Source organism: Nocardioides sp. (assembly GCF_051876515.1).
In the GTDB taxonomy this organism is placed as follows: domain Bacteria; phylum Actinomycetota; class Actinomycetes; order Propionibacteriales; family Nocardioidaceae; genus Nocardioides.
In genome coordinates, this window is sequence record NZ_JBJEHY010000051.1 from 1 (window position 1) to 16,341 (window position 16,341).

At 72.2% G+C, this 16,341-nt stretch carries 18 protein-coding genes; 9 read left to right on the top strand and 9 right to left on the bottom strand.

Features of this window, described 5'->3' with window-relative positions:
* The 3 genes from ACI379_RS03260 to ACI379_RS03270 form a co-directional block, all read left to right on the top strand.
* On the top strand, positions 1-1,131 hold a 1,131-nt coding region (locus tag ACI379_RS03260; RefSeq protein ID WP_439790629.1), incomplete at its 5' end, for an ABC1 kinase family protein.
* A gap of 141 nt (positions 1,132-1,272) precedes the next feature.
* Positions 1,273-1,869: a hypothetical protein gene (locus tag ACI379_RS03265; RefSeq protein WP_439790630.1), complete on the top strand. Its 597-nt coding sequence runs from the start codon at positions 1,273-1,275 to the stop codon at positions 1,867-1,869.
* A gap of 122 nt (positions 1,870-1,991) precedes the next feature.
* Positions 1,992-2,585 (top strand): hypothetical protein, encoded by a 594-nt coding sequence (locus tag ACI379_RS03270; protein WP_439790631.1) that lies wholly within the window; start codon positions 1,992-1,994, stop codon positions 2,583-2,585.
* A gap of 7 nt (positions 2,586-2,592) precedes the next feature.
* Here the strand turns inward: ACI379_RS03270 and ACI379_RS03275 are convergent, their stop codons facing one another.
* Both ACI379_RS03275 and ACI379_RS03280 read right to left on the bottom strand, forming a co-directional pair.
* Positions 2,593-4,626: a vWA domain-containing protein gene (locus ACI379_RS03275; protein ID WP_439790632.1), complete on the bottom strand. Its 2,034-nt coding sequence runs from the start codon at positions 4,624-4,626 to the stop codon at positions 2,593-2,595.
* 13 nt (positions 4,627-4,639) lie between these two features.
* Complete coding sequence (locus ACI379_RS03280) at positions 4,640-6,058, bottom strand: magnesium chelatase (protein ID WP_439790633.1); 1,419 nt, start codon at positions 6,056-6,058, stop codon at positions 4,640-4,642.
* Positions 6,059-6,186: 128 nt separating this feature from the next.
* Between ACI379_RS03280 and ACI379_RS03285 the strand changes: the two genes are divergently transcribed.
* From ACI379_RS03285 to ACI379_RS03300, 4 genes are all read left to right on the top strand, one after another.
* Positions 6,187-6,384, top strand: a complete 198-nt coding sequence (locus tag ACI379_RS03285) for a hypothetical protein (RefSeq protein WP_439790634.1) — start codon at positions 6,187-6,189, stop codon at positions 6,382-6,384.
* A 143-nt stretch (positions 6,385-6,527) separates the two neighbouring features.
* A complete protein-coding gene (locus ACI379_RS03290) occupies positions 6,528-6,968 on the top strand; it encodes a pyridoxamine 5'-phosphate oxidase family protein (RefSeq protein ID WP_439790635.1) in 441 nt (146 codons plus the stop codon).
* Between the two features lie 45 nt (positions 6,969-7,013).
* The gene (locus tag ACI379_RS03295; protein ID WP_439790636.1) at positions 7,014-8,681 is read left to right on the top strand and encodes a GAF domain-containing protein; all 1,668 of its coding nucleotides are present in this window, start codon (positions 7,014-7,016) and stop codon (positions 8,679-8,681) included.
* Positions 8,671-9,597 carry an aldose 1-epimerase family protein gene (locus ACI379_RS03300; RefSeq protein WP_439790637.1) on the top strand — a complete coding sequence of 309 codons (927 nt, stop codon included), beginning with the start codon at positions 8,671-8,673 and terminating at the stop codon, positions 9,595-9,597. Before ACI379_RS03295 ends, ACI379_RS03300 begins: the two co-directional genes overlap by 11 nt.
* A 176-nt stretch (positions 9,598-9,773) precedes the next feature.
* Here the strand turns inward: ACI379_RS03300 and ACI379_RS03305 are convergent, their stop codons facing one another.
* The gene (locus ACI379_RS03305; RefSeq protein ID WP_439790638.1) at positions 9,774-10,214 is read right to left on the bottom strand and encodes a hypothetical protein; all 441 of its coding nucleotides are present in this window, start codon (positions 10,212-10,214) and stop codon (positions 9,774-9,776) included.
* A 61-nt stretch (positions 10,215-10,275) separates the two neighbouring features.
* Between ACI379_RS03305 and ACI379_RS03310 the strand changes: the two genes are divergently transcribed.
* Positions 10,276-10,794 carry an RNA polymerase sigma factor gene (locus ACI379_RS03310; RefSeq protein WP_439790639.1) on the top strand — a complete coding sequence of 173 codons (519 nt, stop codon included), beginning with the start codon at positions 10,276-10,278 and terminating at the stop codon, positions 10,792-10,794.
* Positions 10,795-10,868: 74 nt separating this feature from the next.
* Here the strand turns inward: ACI379_RS03310 and ACI379_RS03315 are convergent, their stop codons facing one another.
* The 4 genes from ACI379_RS03315 to ACI379_RS03330 all read right to left on the bottom strand — a co-directional run bounded on the left by ACI379_RS03315 (position 10,869) and on the right by ACI379_RS03330 (position 14,250).
* Positions 10,869-11,516, bottom strand: coding sequence for a response regulator (locus ACI379_RS03315; RefSeq protein WP_439790640.1), 648 nt, complete (start codon positions 11,514-11,516; stop codon positions 10,869-10,871).
* A gap of 115 nt (positions 11,517-11,631) precedes the next feature.
* Entirely contained in the window at positions 11,632-12,807 is a 1,176-nt protein-coding gene (locus ACI379_RS03320; RefSeq protein WP_439790641.1) for a lipid-transfer protein, read from the bottom strand.
* Entirely contained in the window at positions 12,804-13,247 is a 444-nt protein-coding gene (locus tag ACI379_RS03325) for a Zn-ribbon domain-containing OB-fold protein (RefSeq protein ID WP_439790642.1), read from the bottom strand. Before ACI379_RS03325 ends, ACI379_RS03320 begins: the two co-directional genes overlap by 4 nt.
* 58 nt (positions 13,248-13,305) lie before the next feature.
* Complete coding sequence (locus tag ACI379_RS03330) at positions 13,306-14,250, bottom strand: hypothetical protein (protein ID WP_439790643.1); 945 nt, start codon at positions 14,248-14,250, stop codon at positions 13,306-13,308.
* 29 nt (positions 14,251-14,279) lie between these two features.
* Here ACI379_RS03330 and ACI379_RS03335 point away from each other — a divergent pair, with 29 nt between their 5' ends.
* Positions 14,280-14,660 carry a YchJ family protein gene (locus ACI379_RS03335; RefSeq protein ID WP_439790644.1) on the top strand — a complete coding sequence of 127 codons (381 nt, stop codon included), beginning with the start codon at positions 14,280-14,282 and terminating at the stop codon, positions 14,658-14,660.
* 10 nt (positions 14,661-14,670) lie between these two features.
* Here the strand turns inward: ACI379_RS03335 and ACI379_RS03340 are convergent, their stop codons facing one another.
* Together ACI379_RS03340 and ACI379_RS03345 are read right to left on the bottom strand one after the other, a co-directional pair.
* Entirely contained in the window at positions 14,671-15,303 is a 633-nt protein-coding gene (locus ACI379_RS03340) for a YigZ family protein (RefSeq protein ID WP_439790645.1), read from the bottom strand.
* The coding region (locus tag ACI379_RS03345) for a YihY/virulence factor BrkB family protein (RefSeq protein WP_439790646.1) at positions 15,300-16,341 on the bottom strand (1,042 nt) is incomplete at its 5' end. The genes ACI379_RS03340 and ACI379_RS03345, both read right to left, overlap by 4 nt.

Below are 16,341 nucleotides of genomic sequence, written 5' to 3' on the forward strand. Positions count from 1 at the left end.
CTCAGCGTCCTTGAGGCGGCGCTGCCAGAGTCGGCGGCCGCCCCGTACCGCGACCAGCTGACCGCGCTGCAGGACTCCGCTCCCCCCATGCCCACGTCGACGGTGCGGGAGCAGCTGGCCCGCCACCTCGGCGACGACTGGCGCGACCGGCTCGTCTGGCTCGACGGGGCCCCCACGGCCGCCGCCTCCATCGGGCAGGTGCACCGGGGGCGGTGGCGCCGCGACGACGGCACCGAGGTCGACGTCGCGGTCAAGGTGCAGTACCCCGGCGCCGGGCAGGCGTACCTGGGCGACCTGCGCCAGTTCTCCCGGCTCGCCCGCGGCGTGGCACCGGTCTTCCCGCACCTGGACATCGCCGGGATCGTCGGGGAGATCGAGGCACGTGCCGCCGACGAGCTCGACTACACCCTCGAGGCGGAGGCCCAGAGCGCGTACGCGGTGGCCTTCGCCGACGACCCGGAGATCGTGGTGCCCGAGGTGGTCGCCGTCGGCGGCGAGGTGCTGGTCTCGCAGTGGGTCGAGTCGCCGTACTCGCTGGCGCACGTGATCCGGGAGGGGACGCAGGCCGAGCGCGACCACTACGGCCAACTGTTCGCCCGGTTCCTCTTCTCCGGTCCGGGACTCACCGGGATGCTGCACGCCGACCCCCATCCGGGGAACTTCAGGATCCTGCCGGTCGACGACGGTGGTCCGGGCCGGATGGCCGTCCTCGACTTCGGTGCCGTCGCGCGCCTGCCGGAGGGCAACTTCCCCGAGGCGATGGGTCGGCTCATCCGGGTCGCGATGCACTCCGACTCCGACGGGCTCGTCGCCGGTCTGCGGGAGGAGGGGTTCCTCTCCGAGCGCACGCGGGTCGACGCCGAGCAGGTCCTCGACTACCTCGCCCCGTTCGTCGAGCCCGCGCGGACCCAGACGTTCCGTTTCACCCGGGAGTGGATGCGGGAGCAGTTCGAACGCATCAACGACCCCAAGAACCCGTCGTTCACCCTGGCCACCAAGCTCAACCTGCCGCCCGACTACGTGCTCATCCACCGCACCTGGCTCGGCGGCATCGGCCTGCTGAGCCAGCTGGGCGCCGAGGCCCCGTTCCGGGCGATCCTCACCGAGCACCTGCCCGGCTTCGCCGGCTGAGGTCCGCGGACCGGGCCCGTCCCGGGTCCCCGCCCAACGAAAACGCGGACTTGGCCCGCAAGGTGAGCCGCAGCGGGACGCGACGCCGCTCCTCACCTACGGTGGCCGGGCACCGTCCGCCACGAACCAGAGGATCTCCCCGTGAAGCGTCTGCTCGCCGCAGCCATCACCCCCGTACTCGCCCTCGGCCTGACCCTGTCGGCCACGCCGGCCCACGCCGCCGGGGTCTCCGACAAGGACTTCGTCAGCGTCGCCACGGTCGCGAAGAGCTACCCGGCCCTCAAGGACGGCATGCGTGAGATCACCGCGCTCCCGAACGTCCAGGCCGCGACCTCCTGCAAGAAGTCGGCGACCCTCAAGGTCAAGGCGGGCAAGTCCGCCGCGTACGGATCCACCGACACCTCGGCCCCGATCATCGGCGTCAACGTCGCCCAGATGAAGACGGTGAAGCTGGCCAAGCGCGTCGTCAAGGGCAACCGCATCCTGTCGAAGTGCAAGTCCATCACCGAGGACGGGGTGACCACCACGGTGAAGCCGCTCAAGGCTCCCAAGCTGGGCCAGGAGCGCGTCGCCCTGACCGCCACCGTCGAGCAGGGTGGCACCAAGGTCGTGCTCGACCTGTACACGTTCCGCCAGAAGGGCCGTCTCGTCGAGATGAGCGTCATCTACTTCGGCACCACCCCGCAGCGCGCCAAGTCGCTGGCCCTGGCGAAGAAGGTCTACAAGACCGGCCTCTGAGCACTTCCGGCAGACGGGCCGGGGCGTCCTGGGTGGACGGCCCGGCTCGTTTCGCGTCCGGAGACGTCTCGGAGCCGCTAGGTTTCTCGGGTTCTGACTCAACCACCCGAGGACTTCCCACCATGAGGCGCCTGCTCCCCACCGTTGTCGTTCCCCTGCTCGCGCTGGCCCTGCTCGCGCCCACGGCCCCCGCGCACGCGGCGGCGGTGACGAACAAGGACCTCCCCACCGCCAAGCAGATCGCCAAGGTCTACCCCAAACTGCGGGGCGAGGAGCGCCACGTGGAGGGGGGTGCCGAGGTGGCATTCCCGACGGACTGCGACACCGAGACCTCCCTGAAGGGCGCCTCTGGCCGTGTCGTAGCCGTGTCCGCGGAGGACATGTCGGTGGGCGTCGCGGCGCAGGTGGTCGAGATGAAGCGGGTGAAGCAGGCCAAGAAGGTCGTGCGCGGCTTCCGCGCGCTGGCGCGCTGCAGGGCCTCGATCGACGGCGAGGTCTCCTTCCGGATCAAGCGGATCAAGACACCCAAGCTCGGTCAGGAGCGGGCGGCCCTCACCATGTCCACCCAGGCGGAGGGCATGACCATCGCCGCGGACTTCCACGTGTTCCGCAAGAAGAAGCGCCTCGTCATCGTGACCTCGATGCACCTCGACTCAGCGGCACAGCACGCCAAGAGTTTCAAGATGGCCAAGGTCGCCTACCGGCGCGGCATCTGAGGCCCCTTCAGACCCACCAGCCGCGACCGCTGCCGAACCAGCCGCCGCCGAACTCCTGCGGGCCGCTGCCCGGCGCGCGGGAGCCGAGGTACGACCCCACGACCGCTGCACCGAGGTCGTCGAGCTCGGGGCTGACCATGGTGCCGTCGACGCGGCGTGCCATCGAGTCGATGAACCGGGCCAGCCCCGGGTCCTCACCGAGCCGGAAGAAGGTCACCTGGGCGCCGAGACGTCCCGCGTTGTCGAGCTCGCGCACCGCGTTGGCGATCGTCAGTGGGTGCGGCGGGTAGCTGAACCAGACCTCCCCGTCACCGGTGAGGTGCGAGGTGGGCTCCCCGTCGGTGACGATCAGCAGCACCGGCTGGGCGTTGGGGTACTTGCGGAAGAACCGGTTGGCCAGCAGCAGCCCGTGGTGCAGGTTGGTCCCCTTCTCCGGGACCGCGTCCAGCGCCGTGAGCTCCTCGATCTCCATCGTCCGGGCCTGCCGCCCGAACGCGACCAGCTGCAGGTGGTCCCCGCGGAAGCGGGTGCGGATCAGCTGGTGCAGGGCCAGGGCGGTGCGCTTCATCGGCACCCAGCGCCCGTCCATCGCCATCGAGAACGACGTGTCGACCAGCAGCACCACCGCCGCCTGGGTCCTGGCCTCGGTCTCGGCGACCTCCACGTCGTCGACGACCAGGCGTACGCCGGACCGGGCTGACCCGCCCTCGGAGGCGGTCCGCAGCACCGCGTTGCTGACCGTGCGGGTGACGTCCCACGGCTCGGTGTCGCCGAACTGCCAGCCCCGGGTCGCACCGCTGGGTTCGCCCGCCAGCCCGGTCGACCGTGACTCGCGCGCCCCTTGGCGCCCCGAGACCCGCTGGGCCACGTCGCGCAGCAGCGCCTTGCCGAGCTGACGCATCGCCTTGGGTGAGAGCCGCAGCTGCCCGTCGGAGGTCTTGTTGAGGTAGCCGCTGTCGCGCAGCGCGCGCTCGAGGTCCTGCAGGGTGCGGGCGTCGACGGCGGAGTCCGACCCGAGCTGGCGGGCCAGGGCGTCGAGGTCGAGGTCGTCCAGCCGCGCCCCGGCGTACGCCTGGGAGAGCTGGTCGTGGAGCTGGTCGAGCTCGGCCAGGTCCTGGATCGCGCCCGTGCCGTCGCCCAGACCGAGGCCCTCGGACCCTCCGAACTGCTCCGATCCCGTCCAGTCCTCGCCGGGGCGCAGGCCCTGCAGGTTGGCGTCCATCCGGGCCAGCTGCGCCATCAGCTCGGGTGAGCCGAACGCCTGGGCCGAGAGCTGCACCAGCTCCTCGCGCTGCTCCGGCGTCATGGAGTTGAGCATCCGTTGGGCCGCCGCGCTGCGCGCCGCGAGTGCGTCGAGCAGCTCGTCGAGGTTGCCGGGGTTCTCGGGGAAGAAGTCGCCGTGGGCGTCCATGAACTCCCGGAACTGCTCCTCCAGGGCCGCCTCCGCCTCGGGTGACCCGTCGGAGGCCGCCTTGGCCTCCAGCAGGTCGTTGAGGTCGGAGAGCATCTCGTTGACGGCCTGCCGGTCCTCCTCGGTGGCGCCCTGCAGGGCCTGCTTCATGCCGGCGAAGCGCTGGTCGAGGACCTCGCGTCCCAGCAGGTCCTTGATCTGCTCGTAGGTGTCGCGGGCCTCGGAGGAGGCCCAGTCGTACGACGCCAGGTCGCTGACCGCTGCCGCCGTGGAGCTGGGCAGGTTGTCGAGCCTGATCTCCCGGAAGGCCCGGTCCGTGTCGTCCATCGCGATGTCGCGCGCCAGCTGGCCCCGCTCGGCCAGCACCGCGGAATCGAGCAGCTCGCGCACCTCGTCGAGCGTGCCGTCGAGGCTGTGCCGGCTGAGCAGCTCGCGGCGCCGCTCCGCGACCCGACGGGCGAGGTCGTCCAGCCCGGCCTGGTCGCGGCCGCCACGGCGCAGGAACTCGCGCATGGCCCGCTGCGGCGACCAGCCCGCCATGACGTCCTCGCCGATCGTCTCCAAGGCCTCGGCGAGGTCGACCGGCGGCGCGAGCGGGTCGCCCCCGTCGTACCTGCGGTAACGGCTCATGCGTCCACCCGCCTCAGCCGTACACCGTCTCGCCGGCCCCGGACTCCTTGCCGATGCGGCGGGCGAGGTAGAGGCCCTCCAGGGCGAGCTCGATCGCGCCGGCCTTCTCGCCGTCGTTGGCCGCGCCGAGGCGGGCGGCGATCTGGTCGTAGAGGTCGGACTCGCCGGCACCGGTGGGGGCGAGCTCGGGCAGGCCCGCGAGGAACGCGCTGGCACCGACCCGGGCGCCCGTGGAGACGGTCGCGCCCTCCTCGACGGCGTCGACCAGGCCCCGCAGGTCGAGCCCGGCCAGGTGCGTGCGGACCGTCTCGGCGACGGCGGTGCGCAGCAGGTGGGTGAGCACCTCGGACTCGCGCCCCTCCTCGCCGGTCTCGAACTCGATCTTGCCCGCGAGCACCTCGACCGCAGTCTCCAGGTCGACCACGCGCGCGACGGCCTCGGCCTCCCCCTGGGTGGTGGCCCGGTGCAGCGCCGAGGCGGCGACCGTCTCGGCGCCGGCGATCGCGAAGCGGGCGGAGACCCCCGAGCGCTGGTCGACGGAGGACGAGCCGCGCAGAGCCCGGGTGAACCGGGCGAGGACCTCGACGAGGTAGTCGGGCACCTCGGCGACCAGTTCGGCCTCCTGCACGATGACGGCCACCTCGTCGGCGACCTCGCGCGGGTAGTGGGTGCGCACCTCGGCACCGAAGCGGTCCTTGAGCGGGGTGATGATGCGCCCGCGGTTGGTGTAGTCCTCGGGGTTGGCCGACGCCACGACGAGCACGTCGAGCGGCAGGCGGAGGACGTACCCGCGGATCTGGATGTCGCGCTCCTCCATCACGTTGAGCATCGCGACCTGGATCCGCTCGGCCAGGTCGGGCAGCTCGTTGATGGCGACGATGCCGCGGTGGCTGCGCGGGATGAGGCCGAAGTGGATCGTCTCCGGGTCGCCCAGGGTGCGTCCCTCGGCGACCTTCATCGGGTCGACGTCGCCGATCAGGTCGGCCACCGAGGTGTCCGGGGTGGCGAGCTTCTCGGCGTAACGCTCGTCGCGGTGCACCCAGGCCACCGGCAGGTCGTCGCCCAGCTCCTCGGCGCGGCGCCGCGAGGCGGGGGTGATCGGGTCGTACGGGTGCTCGCCGAGCTCGGAGCCCTCGATGACCGGCGTCCACTCGTCCAGGAGGCCCACGATCGAGCGCAGCAGCCGGGTCTTGCCCTGCCCGCGTTCGCCGAGCAGCACGATGTCGTGCCCTGCGAGCAGGGCCCGCTCGACCTGCGGCACGACCGTGTCGGCAAAGCCGTGCAGCCCGGGCCACGGGTCGACGCCATCGCGCAGCCGGGCCAGCAGGTTCTCGCGGATCTCGGTGCGCAGCGGCGTGAGGCGGTGCCCGGCGGCACGCAGCTCGCCCAGCGTGGTCGCGGCGGGACGCGGGGAGGAGGTCGACTCAGTCACGTGACCCACGCTAGTACGCGGTGCAGACACTTTCCCGGGACGAGCCCAGCCTCTGGTCATCCCCGTCGCGTCCGTGTGACGATGGTCGGGACGGCCTTCGGCGGTGCCGCACGACAAGGGGGAAGCGCATGGCAGTGGTGATCCTGATCCTGGCCCTGGCGGTGGTGGTCGCCGTGACCTGCGTGGTCGTGAGCCTGGTGACCAGGGCCGCGGTCGGTCCCGGTCGCGCCTCCGGCGAGCAGATGTCGGCGAAGTACGACGGACTCCCCCTGGACAGTTCGATCAGGTCCGGCATGGAACCGACCACCCGCAGCGAGCGTCGCTGACCCTCCGGGGAGCCTCTGTCCCGCGGGACGCCTCGTCAGGTTTCGGTCGTGTGACCCCGCCACGGGGGACCATCGGCCCTTGGTCGACCCGCACGCCCGCGCCACGATGGAGGGCAGGGACCGCGACCAGGGAGACCACCAGCATGTACGAAGCACACGAGCTCTCACGAGACGAGTGCATGCAGCTGCTGGGTGCAGGGGTCGCCGGACGGATCGCGCTGGTCACACCGACCGGTCCGCACATCATGCCGGTCAACTACTCGGTGCAGAACCACTCGACCCTGATCCGCACGACCGCGTACAGCCTGATCGGCACGTACGGCCGCGACACGGTCGTGGCCTTCGAGGTCGACAAGTTCGACCACGAGTACCAGCGCGGCTGGAGCGTCGTGGCCCGCGGCCGGGCCGAGATCGTCGACGACGCCCGGGAGCTGGCGCAGATCCAGAACTCCTGGCCGCCTCGCCCCTGGGCCACCGGCCAGCGCAACCTCGTCGTGCGCATCCCGTGGACAGAGCTGAGCGGTCGTCGGCTTGGACTGGGCTGGAATCCGTACGACGAACTGTCCGTGCGACGCTCCGTGTGAGAACGACAGTGGCCCCGCGTACGCCTTGCTGAGACACTGTGCATCGTGAGCGAGTCGACGCCCCCCGCATCCGCCCTCTTCAAGGGGCGCGCGCTGCTCGACGCGATCTCCGCCATCGCCAGCGACCTGGACCTCACCTCGGTGCTCACGCACATCATCGAGGCGGCCACCGCCCTCACCGGCGCGCAGTACGGCGCACTCGGCGTCCTGGGGTCTGACGGCGACCTGGTCGAGTTCATCACCACCGGCATCGACGACGACCTGCGCGCCCTGATCGGCGACCTCCCGCGGGGTGGAGGCATCCTCGGCGTCATCATCGAGCAGCCCGAGGGACTGCGTCTGGTGGACCTCAGCGCCCACCCCAAGTCTGTCGGGTTCCCGCCCAACCACCCGCCGATGCGCTCCTTCCTGGGCATGCCGGTCCGCATCCGCGGCACCGTGTTCGGCAACCTGTACCTCACCGAGAAGGCCGGCGGTCAGCAGTTCACCGCGGAGGATGAGCAGCTGGTGGCCGCGCTCGCCCGCGCCGCCGGGTACGTCATCGGCAACGCCCGCGACTACGAGCTCAGCGAGCGCCGCCGCCAGTGGCTCGAGGCGTCCGCGCAGCTCCAGGACGCGCTCCAGCCGCCCGTCGAGCACGACGTCGCCATGGACCGGTTCGTCCGTACGACCCGACGGCTGTCCCGTGGTCGCGCGGTGGCCCTGCTCGCCACCGACACGACCGAGGCCGACACGCTGGCCGTGGACCCCGGGGACGTCAAGGACGTCAACGAGGCGCTGGAGGTCCTGCGCTCATCGGTGCAGATGGCGCCGCACGGCCCGGTCGTCACGACGACCACCGGCCGCTTCCACGCGGTCGTGGTCCCGCTCCGCTCCCCGCTGGTCCCGGTGCAGGCCCTGGTGGTGCTCACCGACCGCGAACACCACCCCCTCGACATCAACGAGCGCGAGATGCTGGCCAGCTTCGCCGACCAGGCGATCTTGGCCATCGACCGCGCCCAGGCCATCTCCGACCGCGAGGAGTGGGCGCTGACCGCCGACCGCGAACGGATCGCCCGCGACCTGCACGACGTGGTCATCCAGCGCCTCTTCGCCACCGGGCTGCAGCTCCAGGGGGTGGCCGCGCTGGCCGGCGACGCCCGGATCGCCGAACGGATCGACCGTGCCACCGAGGACCTCGACGCGACGATCAAGGCGATCCGCGGGACCATCTTCGAGCTGCAGCACCGCGGATCGGTCTCCCTGCGCGAGGAGCTGCGCTCCGTGGTCCGCGAGTACGTCGGCGCGCTGGGCTTCACCCCCACCGTGACGACCAGCGGACCGATCGACACCGTGGTGCCCCCCGAGCTGGCCGACCAGGTGCTCGCCGTGCTGCGTGAGGCCGTCTCCAACGTCGCCCGTCACGCCCAGGCCGAGCGCGCCGCCGTGCTGGTCGAGGTGACCGCGACGGAGGTGGTGGTGCAGGTGAGCGACGACGGCATCGGCCTGCCGCCCACGCTGGGGCGCGAGAGCGGTGTGCACAACTCCCGGCGCCGCGCACGCGGGCTGGGCGGGTCGCTGGAGCTGCGGGCCGGCGAGACCTGCGGGACCGTGTTCCGCTGGGTGGTACCCCTCGACGACGTGCTGCCCCGGTCCGCGACCCGGCGCGTACCCCCGGCCCGCCCGGACGGCGCGGACGACCGCACGCCGCTCCGGGGCGTGAATGTCGACTGACGACTCCCCCGGACCGACCTCGGCCACGGGACAGCAGTGGGAGCTGCGCCACGGCGCCGGGACCGCGTACGTCGCCCAGGCCGGCGCAGCCCTGCGCGGCTTCGCGGTCGACGGCACCTGGCTGACCGAGCCCTCCCCCGCCGACGCGCCGCCCACGGCCGGCAACGGCCAGCTGCTGGTGCCGTGGCCCAACCGGGTGCGCGACGGCCGCTGGACCCTCGACGGCACCGTCCAGCAGCTGGCGCTCACCGAGCCCGCCCGCGGCAACGCCAGCCACGGCCTGCTGCGGCACGCCGCGTACGCCTGCACCGCCGAGGCTGCTGAATCGGTGACGCTGCAGGCCGAGGTCTTCCCCCAGCCGGGGTACCCGTTCCGCCTCTCCCACGCCGTCACGTACGCGCTGGACAGCACGGGACTCGTGGTCACCCACGAGATCACCCACCACGGTGCGGGCCGCGCCCCGGTGGCGGTGGGCGCGCACCCGTACCTGCGCGTGGGCGACGTGCCGGTCGCCGACTGCTCACTCCGCGTGGGGGCCGACACCGTGCTGCTCGTCGACGACCGGATGCTGCCTGTCGGCAGCGAACCGGTGCACGACGAGCACGACTGGCGCGACGGCCCCGTCATCCGGGACCGACGCGTCGACGCCGGCTACACCCGTCTGGCCGTCGTCGACGGGCAGGTGCGGCACACGCTCACCGCTCCCGACGGCCGCGGCGTCACCCTGTGGGCCGAGGAGGCGTTCGGCTGGGTCCAGCTGTTCACCACCGACCGGCTCCCGGCCCGCGACCTCGCCGTGGCGGTGGAACCGATGACGGCGCCTGCCGACGCCCTCAGCTCGGGAGAGGGGCTGGCGTGGCTCGGCACCGGCGAGACGCTCCGGGTGCGCTGGGGCCTGACTCCCGTCGGGTTCTGAGTTCCGACGGACCCGCTCGGACGTTTCGCTGCGGTCCGGACACGTACGGGGTGTACTGACCTCGCCCGAAGGAGTTCCCGTGGACCTCGACACGCTGCTCAGCAACGCCGCCCCCGACGTCACCGAGCCCACCCCCCGCCCTGCGCGACCTTCAGGCGATGGCCTCCGAGGCCGAGTCACTGGCCCGGCCCCGCCGTACCCGTCGCCGGGCCCCGCTCGTCGTCGGCGCGGTCGTCGCCGCCCTGGTCGGCGGGACCGCCGCCACCGCCACCGGCCTGGTCCCCAACCCGTGGCGGCAGGTGGAGACCCCCGCCGGCAGCACCTGCCGTGAGGAGCACTACGTCTCCCCCGCCGACGACTCGGTGCAGTTCGACGCCCAGCACCCCGCGGTGGGGACGTGGGAGGAGCGCGAGGCGGCCGCGGAGGAAGCGCGCGAGTTCATCGCGACCTACGACTGGGACGCCGTCGACCTCGACGAGGCGATCGAGGACTACCGGGCGATCGAGGACGAGATCGTCGCCGCCGCTCCGCCCGGGGAGGCGCAGCCGCTCGAGACCGGCGACGAGCTCGTCCTCACTGCCACCAACAGGGTCATGTACGACGCGCTCGACGAGCACCTGCGCGCCACCGGGCACCACCCGGACTCGGCAACGTCTCGCGCGGGTGGCGGTGCGACTGATGACGACCGACGCCTCACGCGCGGCTGCCCTGCGAGCGGCCCTGGAGGTGACCTCGCCGGACCTGCTCGCCTACTTCGTGCGACGGGTGCACGTGCGGGAGGACGCCGCCGACCTGCTGGCCGAGACGATGCTGCAGGCGTGGCGCCGGGTCGACGACGTACCCGTCGAGCCGGAGCGCGGGCGCATGTGGCTGTTCACCGCGGCAGCGCACGTGCTGGCCAACCACCGCCGTACGCTGCGCCGGCGAGGTGCCCTGGCCGACAAGGTCCGCGCCCACCTGGCCGAGCCCGTCGCGCCCGACGCCGCGGAGGCGAGCACCGAGGCCGTGGTCGTGCGCGAGGCCGTACGACGGCTCGACGACGCGCACCGCGAGCTCGTGATGCTGGTGCACTGGGACGGTCTCACGCTGGTCGAGGCGGCGGAGGTCCTCGGTCTCAACCCGTCGACGGCGCGGGGACGGTACGCCGCGGCGCGCGATGCCCTGCGGGCGGCGCTGGCCGACTGCATGGTCCCCTGAAGGCTCTCCGAGTCACGGACGACAGCGGGCCCCACGGATGATCCGTGGGGCCCGCTGTCACGTGGTGCGGAGGCTCAGTGGTGGTCACCGAGCAGCTTGGAGGCCAGCACGGCGGCCTGCGTACGCCGCTCGAGGCCCAGCTTGGACAGGATCGAGGAGACGTAGTTCTTGACCGTCTTCTCGGCCAGGAACATCTGCTCGGCGATCTGCCGGTTGGTCATGCCCTCGGCGATGTGACCGAGGATGGTGCGCTCCTGGTCGGTGAGGTCGGCCAGCTCGGGCGCCACGGCGTTGCCGTTGCGGACCCGCTCGAGGACCTTGACGGTCAGGGCGGGGTCGATCAGCGAGTTGCCCGCGGCCACCTGGCGCACGGCCTTGACCAGGTCGTTGCTGCGGATCTCCTTGAGGACGTACCCGGCGGCGCCCGCCATGATCGCGGCGAAGAGCGCCTCGTCGTCGTCGTACGACGTCAGGATGAGCGCCTTGATCTCGGGGTCCACGCCGCGCACGGAGCGGCAGACCTCGATGCCGGAGCCGTCCGGCAGGCGACCGTCGAGGATCGCCACGTCGGGCCTCAGCGCGGGGATGCGGGCGGTGGCCTCGACGGCGGAGGCGGAGTCGCCCACCACCTCGATGTCGCCCTGGGCCTCCAGCAGGAATCGCAGTCCCTCACGGACCACGTCGTGGTCGTCCAGGAGGTACACGCGGATCGGATCGCTCATGAGGCCACATTGTGCCCGATCGACGCACGCCACGTGCAACGTGCTGCGGTCTGGTCGCTCCAGCGACCTGACCGCAGCACGTTGGTGTCTGCGTACGACGATGCGGCGGGCAGCGTCAGCGGGTGACGACGACCGCGGAGCCGTGGCCGAACAGACCCTGGTTGGCGGTGATGCCGACCCGGGCGTTCTCGACCTGACGACCCTCGGCCTGGCCGCGCAGCTGCCAGACGAGCTCGCAGACCTGGGCCAGCGCCTGGGCGGGGACGGCCTCGCCGAAGCAGGCCAGACCACCCGACGGGTTGACCGGGATGCGGCCACCGATCGTGGTGTCGCCGGCACGCAGCAGCGCCTCGGCCTCGCCGGGGGCGCACAGCGAGAGGTCCTCGATCCAGTCCAGCTCGAGCGCGGTGGAGAGGTCGTACACCTCGGCCACGTCGACGTCGGAGGGGCTGATGCCCGCCTCCTCGTACGCCGCGTCACCGATCGACTGCTTGAAGGTCCGCTCACCGGGCACGCCCGCGTCGGTCGCCAGCAGCGGCATGTCGATCACCGTGTTGGGGAACTGCGGGGTGACCGTGGAGATGGCGGCCAGGGTGACCGAGTCGATCCCGTGCTTCTTGGCGTACTCCTCCGAGCACAGCACGACCGCGGCGGCACCGTCGGAGGTGGCGCAGATGTCGAGCAGGCGCAGCGGGTCGGTCACCATCGGGGAGCTGAGCACGTCCTCGACGCTGACCTCCTTGCGGAAGCGCGCGTACGGGTTGGCCAGACCGTGGCGGGCGTTCTTGACCTTGACGGCCGCGAAGTCCTCGCTGGTGGCGCCGAAGACGTCCATACGGCGACGGGCGTACAGCGCGAAGTAGGCCGGGTTGGTCATGCCGAGCAGGCGGAAGCGCAGCCAGTCCGGGTCGTCCCAGCGCTCGCCGGCGTTGGGCGCCAGGAAGCCCTTGGGGGTGGTGTCCGCACCGACGACCAGGGCGACCTCGGAGAGGCCGGCGAGGATGCGGGCACGGGCCGTGTCGAGCGCCTGGGCACCGGTGGCGCAGGCGGCGTACGAGGTGGCGATGCGGGCGCCGTTCCAGCCCAGCGCGGAGGCGAAGGTGGAACCGGCGACGTACCCGGCGTAGCCGTTGCGGACGGTCTCGCCGCCGACGACCAGGTCCACGTCGGTCCAGGCGATGCCGGCGTCCTCGAGGGCCGCGCGGGCGGCGACGACGCCGTACTCGACGAAGTTCTTGCCCCACTTGCCCCAGGGGTGCATGCCGACACCGGCGATGGCGATCTTGCTCATGCGGACTTCTCCTCGTCTGCGGCGACCGGCTTCCAGCGCCAGATGGTGCGCTCGCCCGACTCGTCGGTGTAGAGCGTCTCGACGACCAGCTCGACCTCGGTGCCGACCTTGATGTCACTCACGCCGAAGCCGTCGGCCACCTGGCCGAGCACGACCAGGCCCTCGGGCAGCTGGACGGCGGCCAGCGCGAAGGGCGAGTACTCCTCGGTGGCGGGGATGTACGGCGGCGGCGGCTGGTACTGGGCATCGGTGTACGACCACACAGTGCCGCGGCGGGAGAGCTCGGCCTCGGCGAACTCGGTGCCGTTGCAGCGCGGGTTGCGGCAGTAGCCCGCGGTCTTCGGGAAGAAGACCGTGGAGCAGGAGGTACAGCGGGAGCCGAGCAGCGCCGGCTGGTCACCGGTGGTGAACCAGCCCTCGATCGCAGGGGTGGCAGTCATGGACCCACACTAAACCAAACAACTGCTTGGTTGGGTGTGATGTACGTCCACCGGGAACTCACCCGGCGACCAGCTGCTCCCGCTCCCTGGCCAGCTCGTCGATCTGCGTCACCAACGCCGCACGCCGGGCCGCGAGGTCGCGCGCCACGTCGCTGACCACGCGCCCGACCTGGTCGATCCGCTGGCCCGCCTCACCGATCCGGTTGCGCACCGACATGTCCGAGAAGATGTTGTCGAACCAGACGTCGAAAGTGCGGGTCATCGAGGTGATCCCCAGCTCCCCCACGCTGCCGATGCCCACGTCGGCCAGCTCCACGCTCAGGTGCCGCAGGGCGTCGTCGGCCCCGCGCATCAGGGCCGCGGCCTCGTCGAGGCGCTCGTACTTCATCGCGTCGCCGAACAGGCCGCCGTCGAAGAAGGTGTCGTAGGTGGCCCACGACCCGGCCTTGGAGATCTTCTCCCGCGCCCGCTCGAGCGCCTGGATCGCGTGCTCGGAGGCGTCGAGGGCCTGGTTCACCTCGACCAGCTGGGCCCGCGCCGTGGCCAGGGCCGGCAGGACCTCGCCGAGACGCGTCTGGCCGCCCCCGGCACCGGAGGTCAGCTCGGACTCGCGCAGCGCCAGCGCCTTCTCCCAGCGGGCGTCGAGGTCGCCGAGGGCGTGGACCGCCGAGCGCAGCGACGCGGTCTCCCGCGAGGCGCCCTGCAGCCGGGCGAGCGCCTCCGCCGCGACGTACTCGGCGGCGGCCGCCTCGGACTGCTCCCGGTCGAGGTCCGAGGCGCGGGTGCCCTTGAGCCCCGCCAGGACCCGGGTCATCGACAGGCTCTCCAGCGCGGCCACGTCGGCGCGCTCCTTGGTCAGGCTGGCCGTCGCCTCGTCGCTGCGCGCGCTCAGCTCGGCCTCGGCCCGCTGGGCCTCCCCCAGTCTGGCCGTCAGCCCGTCGCGCTGCGCGCGCAGGCCGGTGACCTCGGCGATCTGCTTCATGCCCTCAGTCGGTTCCCCCATGGCCGGGAGCATAGGCGAGAATCCCAGCCATGCCCGGCGCACCGATCCCCCCGCCCGCGGGCTGCCCGTGCGGCTCCGGCCAGCCGTACGACGCCTGCTGCGGACCGTTCCACCGCGGATCGGCGCTGCCGCCCACGCCGGAGGCGCTGATGCGCTCGCGCTACAGCGCGTACGCCGTCGGCGACACCGGGTACGTCTTCCGCACCTGGCACCCGCGTACGCGCCCCGAGGACGTCTCCCCCGATCCCGCAACGGTCTGGACCGGACTGGAGATCCTGGACGCCGTCGACGACGAGGTGGAGTTCGTGGCCTCGTACGACACTCCGTCCGGTCCGGGCCGGATGCACGAGCGCAGCCGCTTCGCGCAGCGCGCCGGCCGGTGGCTGTACCTCGACGGCGACGTCACCTGAGCCGGGACCGTCAGCGACGGTCGGCCCACCGCTCACCGACCTGCTCGGCCTCCACCGCGCCCGCGGTGACCTCGGCGAGCACGACCGCCAGCCGGTCCACCTCGCCCGGCGCCACCCCGAGGACCAGGGCCACCCGGGCGGCGTACTCCACGTCGAGCACCTCGAAGCCGCGGCCTCTCAGGTCGCTCTCGACCCGGCCGGCGTCCGCGTGGTCGAGCACGACGCGCTGCTCGGTGACCAGGTCGCGCCGCACCGTGCCGACCTCCTCGAGCGCGACCCGCACCGCGTCGGAGTAGGCGCGCACCAGCCCGCCCGCCCCGAGCAGCGTCCCGCCGAACCAGCGGGTCACCACGGCCACGACGTCGCTGACGCCGGCGCCGCGCAGCACCTCGAGCATCGGCGCGCCCGCCGTACCCGCCGGCTCGCCGTCGTCGGAGGAGCGCTGCAGCCGCCCGTCGGGGCCGAGCACGAACGCCGAGCAGTGGTGCCGGGCGTCGAAGTGCTCACGCCGCAGGCGGGCCACGACGGCCCGGGCCTGCTCCTCGTCCTCGACGCGCGCCAGGGTGCACAGGAAGCGCGAGTGCTTGACCTCGATCTCCGCGTCGCCGTCGCGCCCCACGGTGAGGTAGCTGGTCGTCCTCACCGTCCGCGGCCGACCTCGGGCACGTCGTCGGGGAGGCCGCCGTCCGGAAGCTCCCCGTCGGGCAGGTCCTCGTCGGGCGGGCCCTCGGGCGCCTCCCCGTCCGCGTACGGCTCGTCGAACTCCACGTTGACGCGCTGGAAGCCCTTGTGCCGCTGCATGCGGGCGTAGAGCGCGTACGCCCGACGGTCGGCCTCGGTCAGGCTGACCGCGTCGGTGAACGGGGTGAGCAGCGCGCGGGGGTAGAGCCGTCGGGTGATGACCACGTTGACCTCGATCGACAGCACCGCCATCACCGCACCCACGAAGAGCAGCGCGACGAGACCGAGCACCAGCCCGAACGTCTTGGCCATCGACGAGGCGCCGACCAGGACGTGCTGGACGTAGACGGCGCCACCGACCTGCAGCAGCTGGAACATCGCGGCCAGGGTGAACGCGCCCGGGGCCACCCGGCGGAACCGGGAGTTGGGTCCGGTCGCCGAGAGCCGGAACAGGACGGTGAAGAAGGCCCCGACGATGAGGATGGTGACCACCATGACGGCCAGCCGCTGCCACTGGCTCAGGCCCTCGGTGAAGACGTCGGTGGAGCTGAGCAGGGTGGAGAGCACCGAGACGGTCAGCAGGGACAGGCCCGCCACGAGCAGCAGCCCGACGGTCTTGACGCGGGCGAAGACCGGGTTGGGGCGCGAGTTGCGCGGCACCGACCAGGCGACGTGCTGGGTGTTCTGCAGCGCCTGCCCCAACCCCTGGCAGCCGTACAGCGCGGCCAGCGCCCCGACGGTGACGCCCCACACCGACCCACGCAGGCCCTCGGGGCGACCGAGCTGGTCGCCGATGATCGGGAACTGCGCCAGTGCCGAGTCGAGAATGGACTCCTGCCAGCCGGGCTCGCCGCGCAGCACCAGGCCGAGGATGGACGAGCCCAGCAGCATGAGCGGGAAGATCGATACGAACGCGTAGTACGTCAGGGTCGCCGCGAGGTACGGCCCCTGGTCGTCGAAGTACTTGTAGACCACTGCCAGGGGGAACCCCAGCACGACG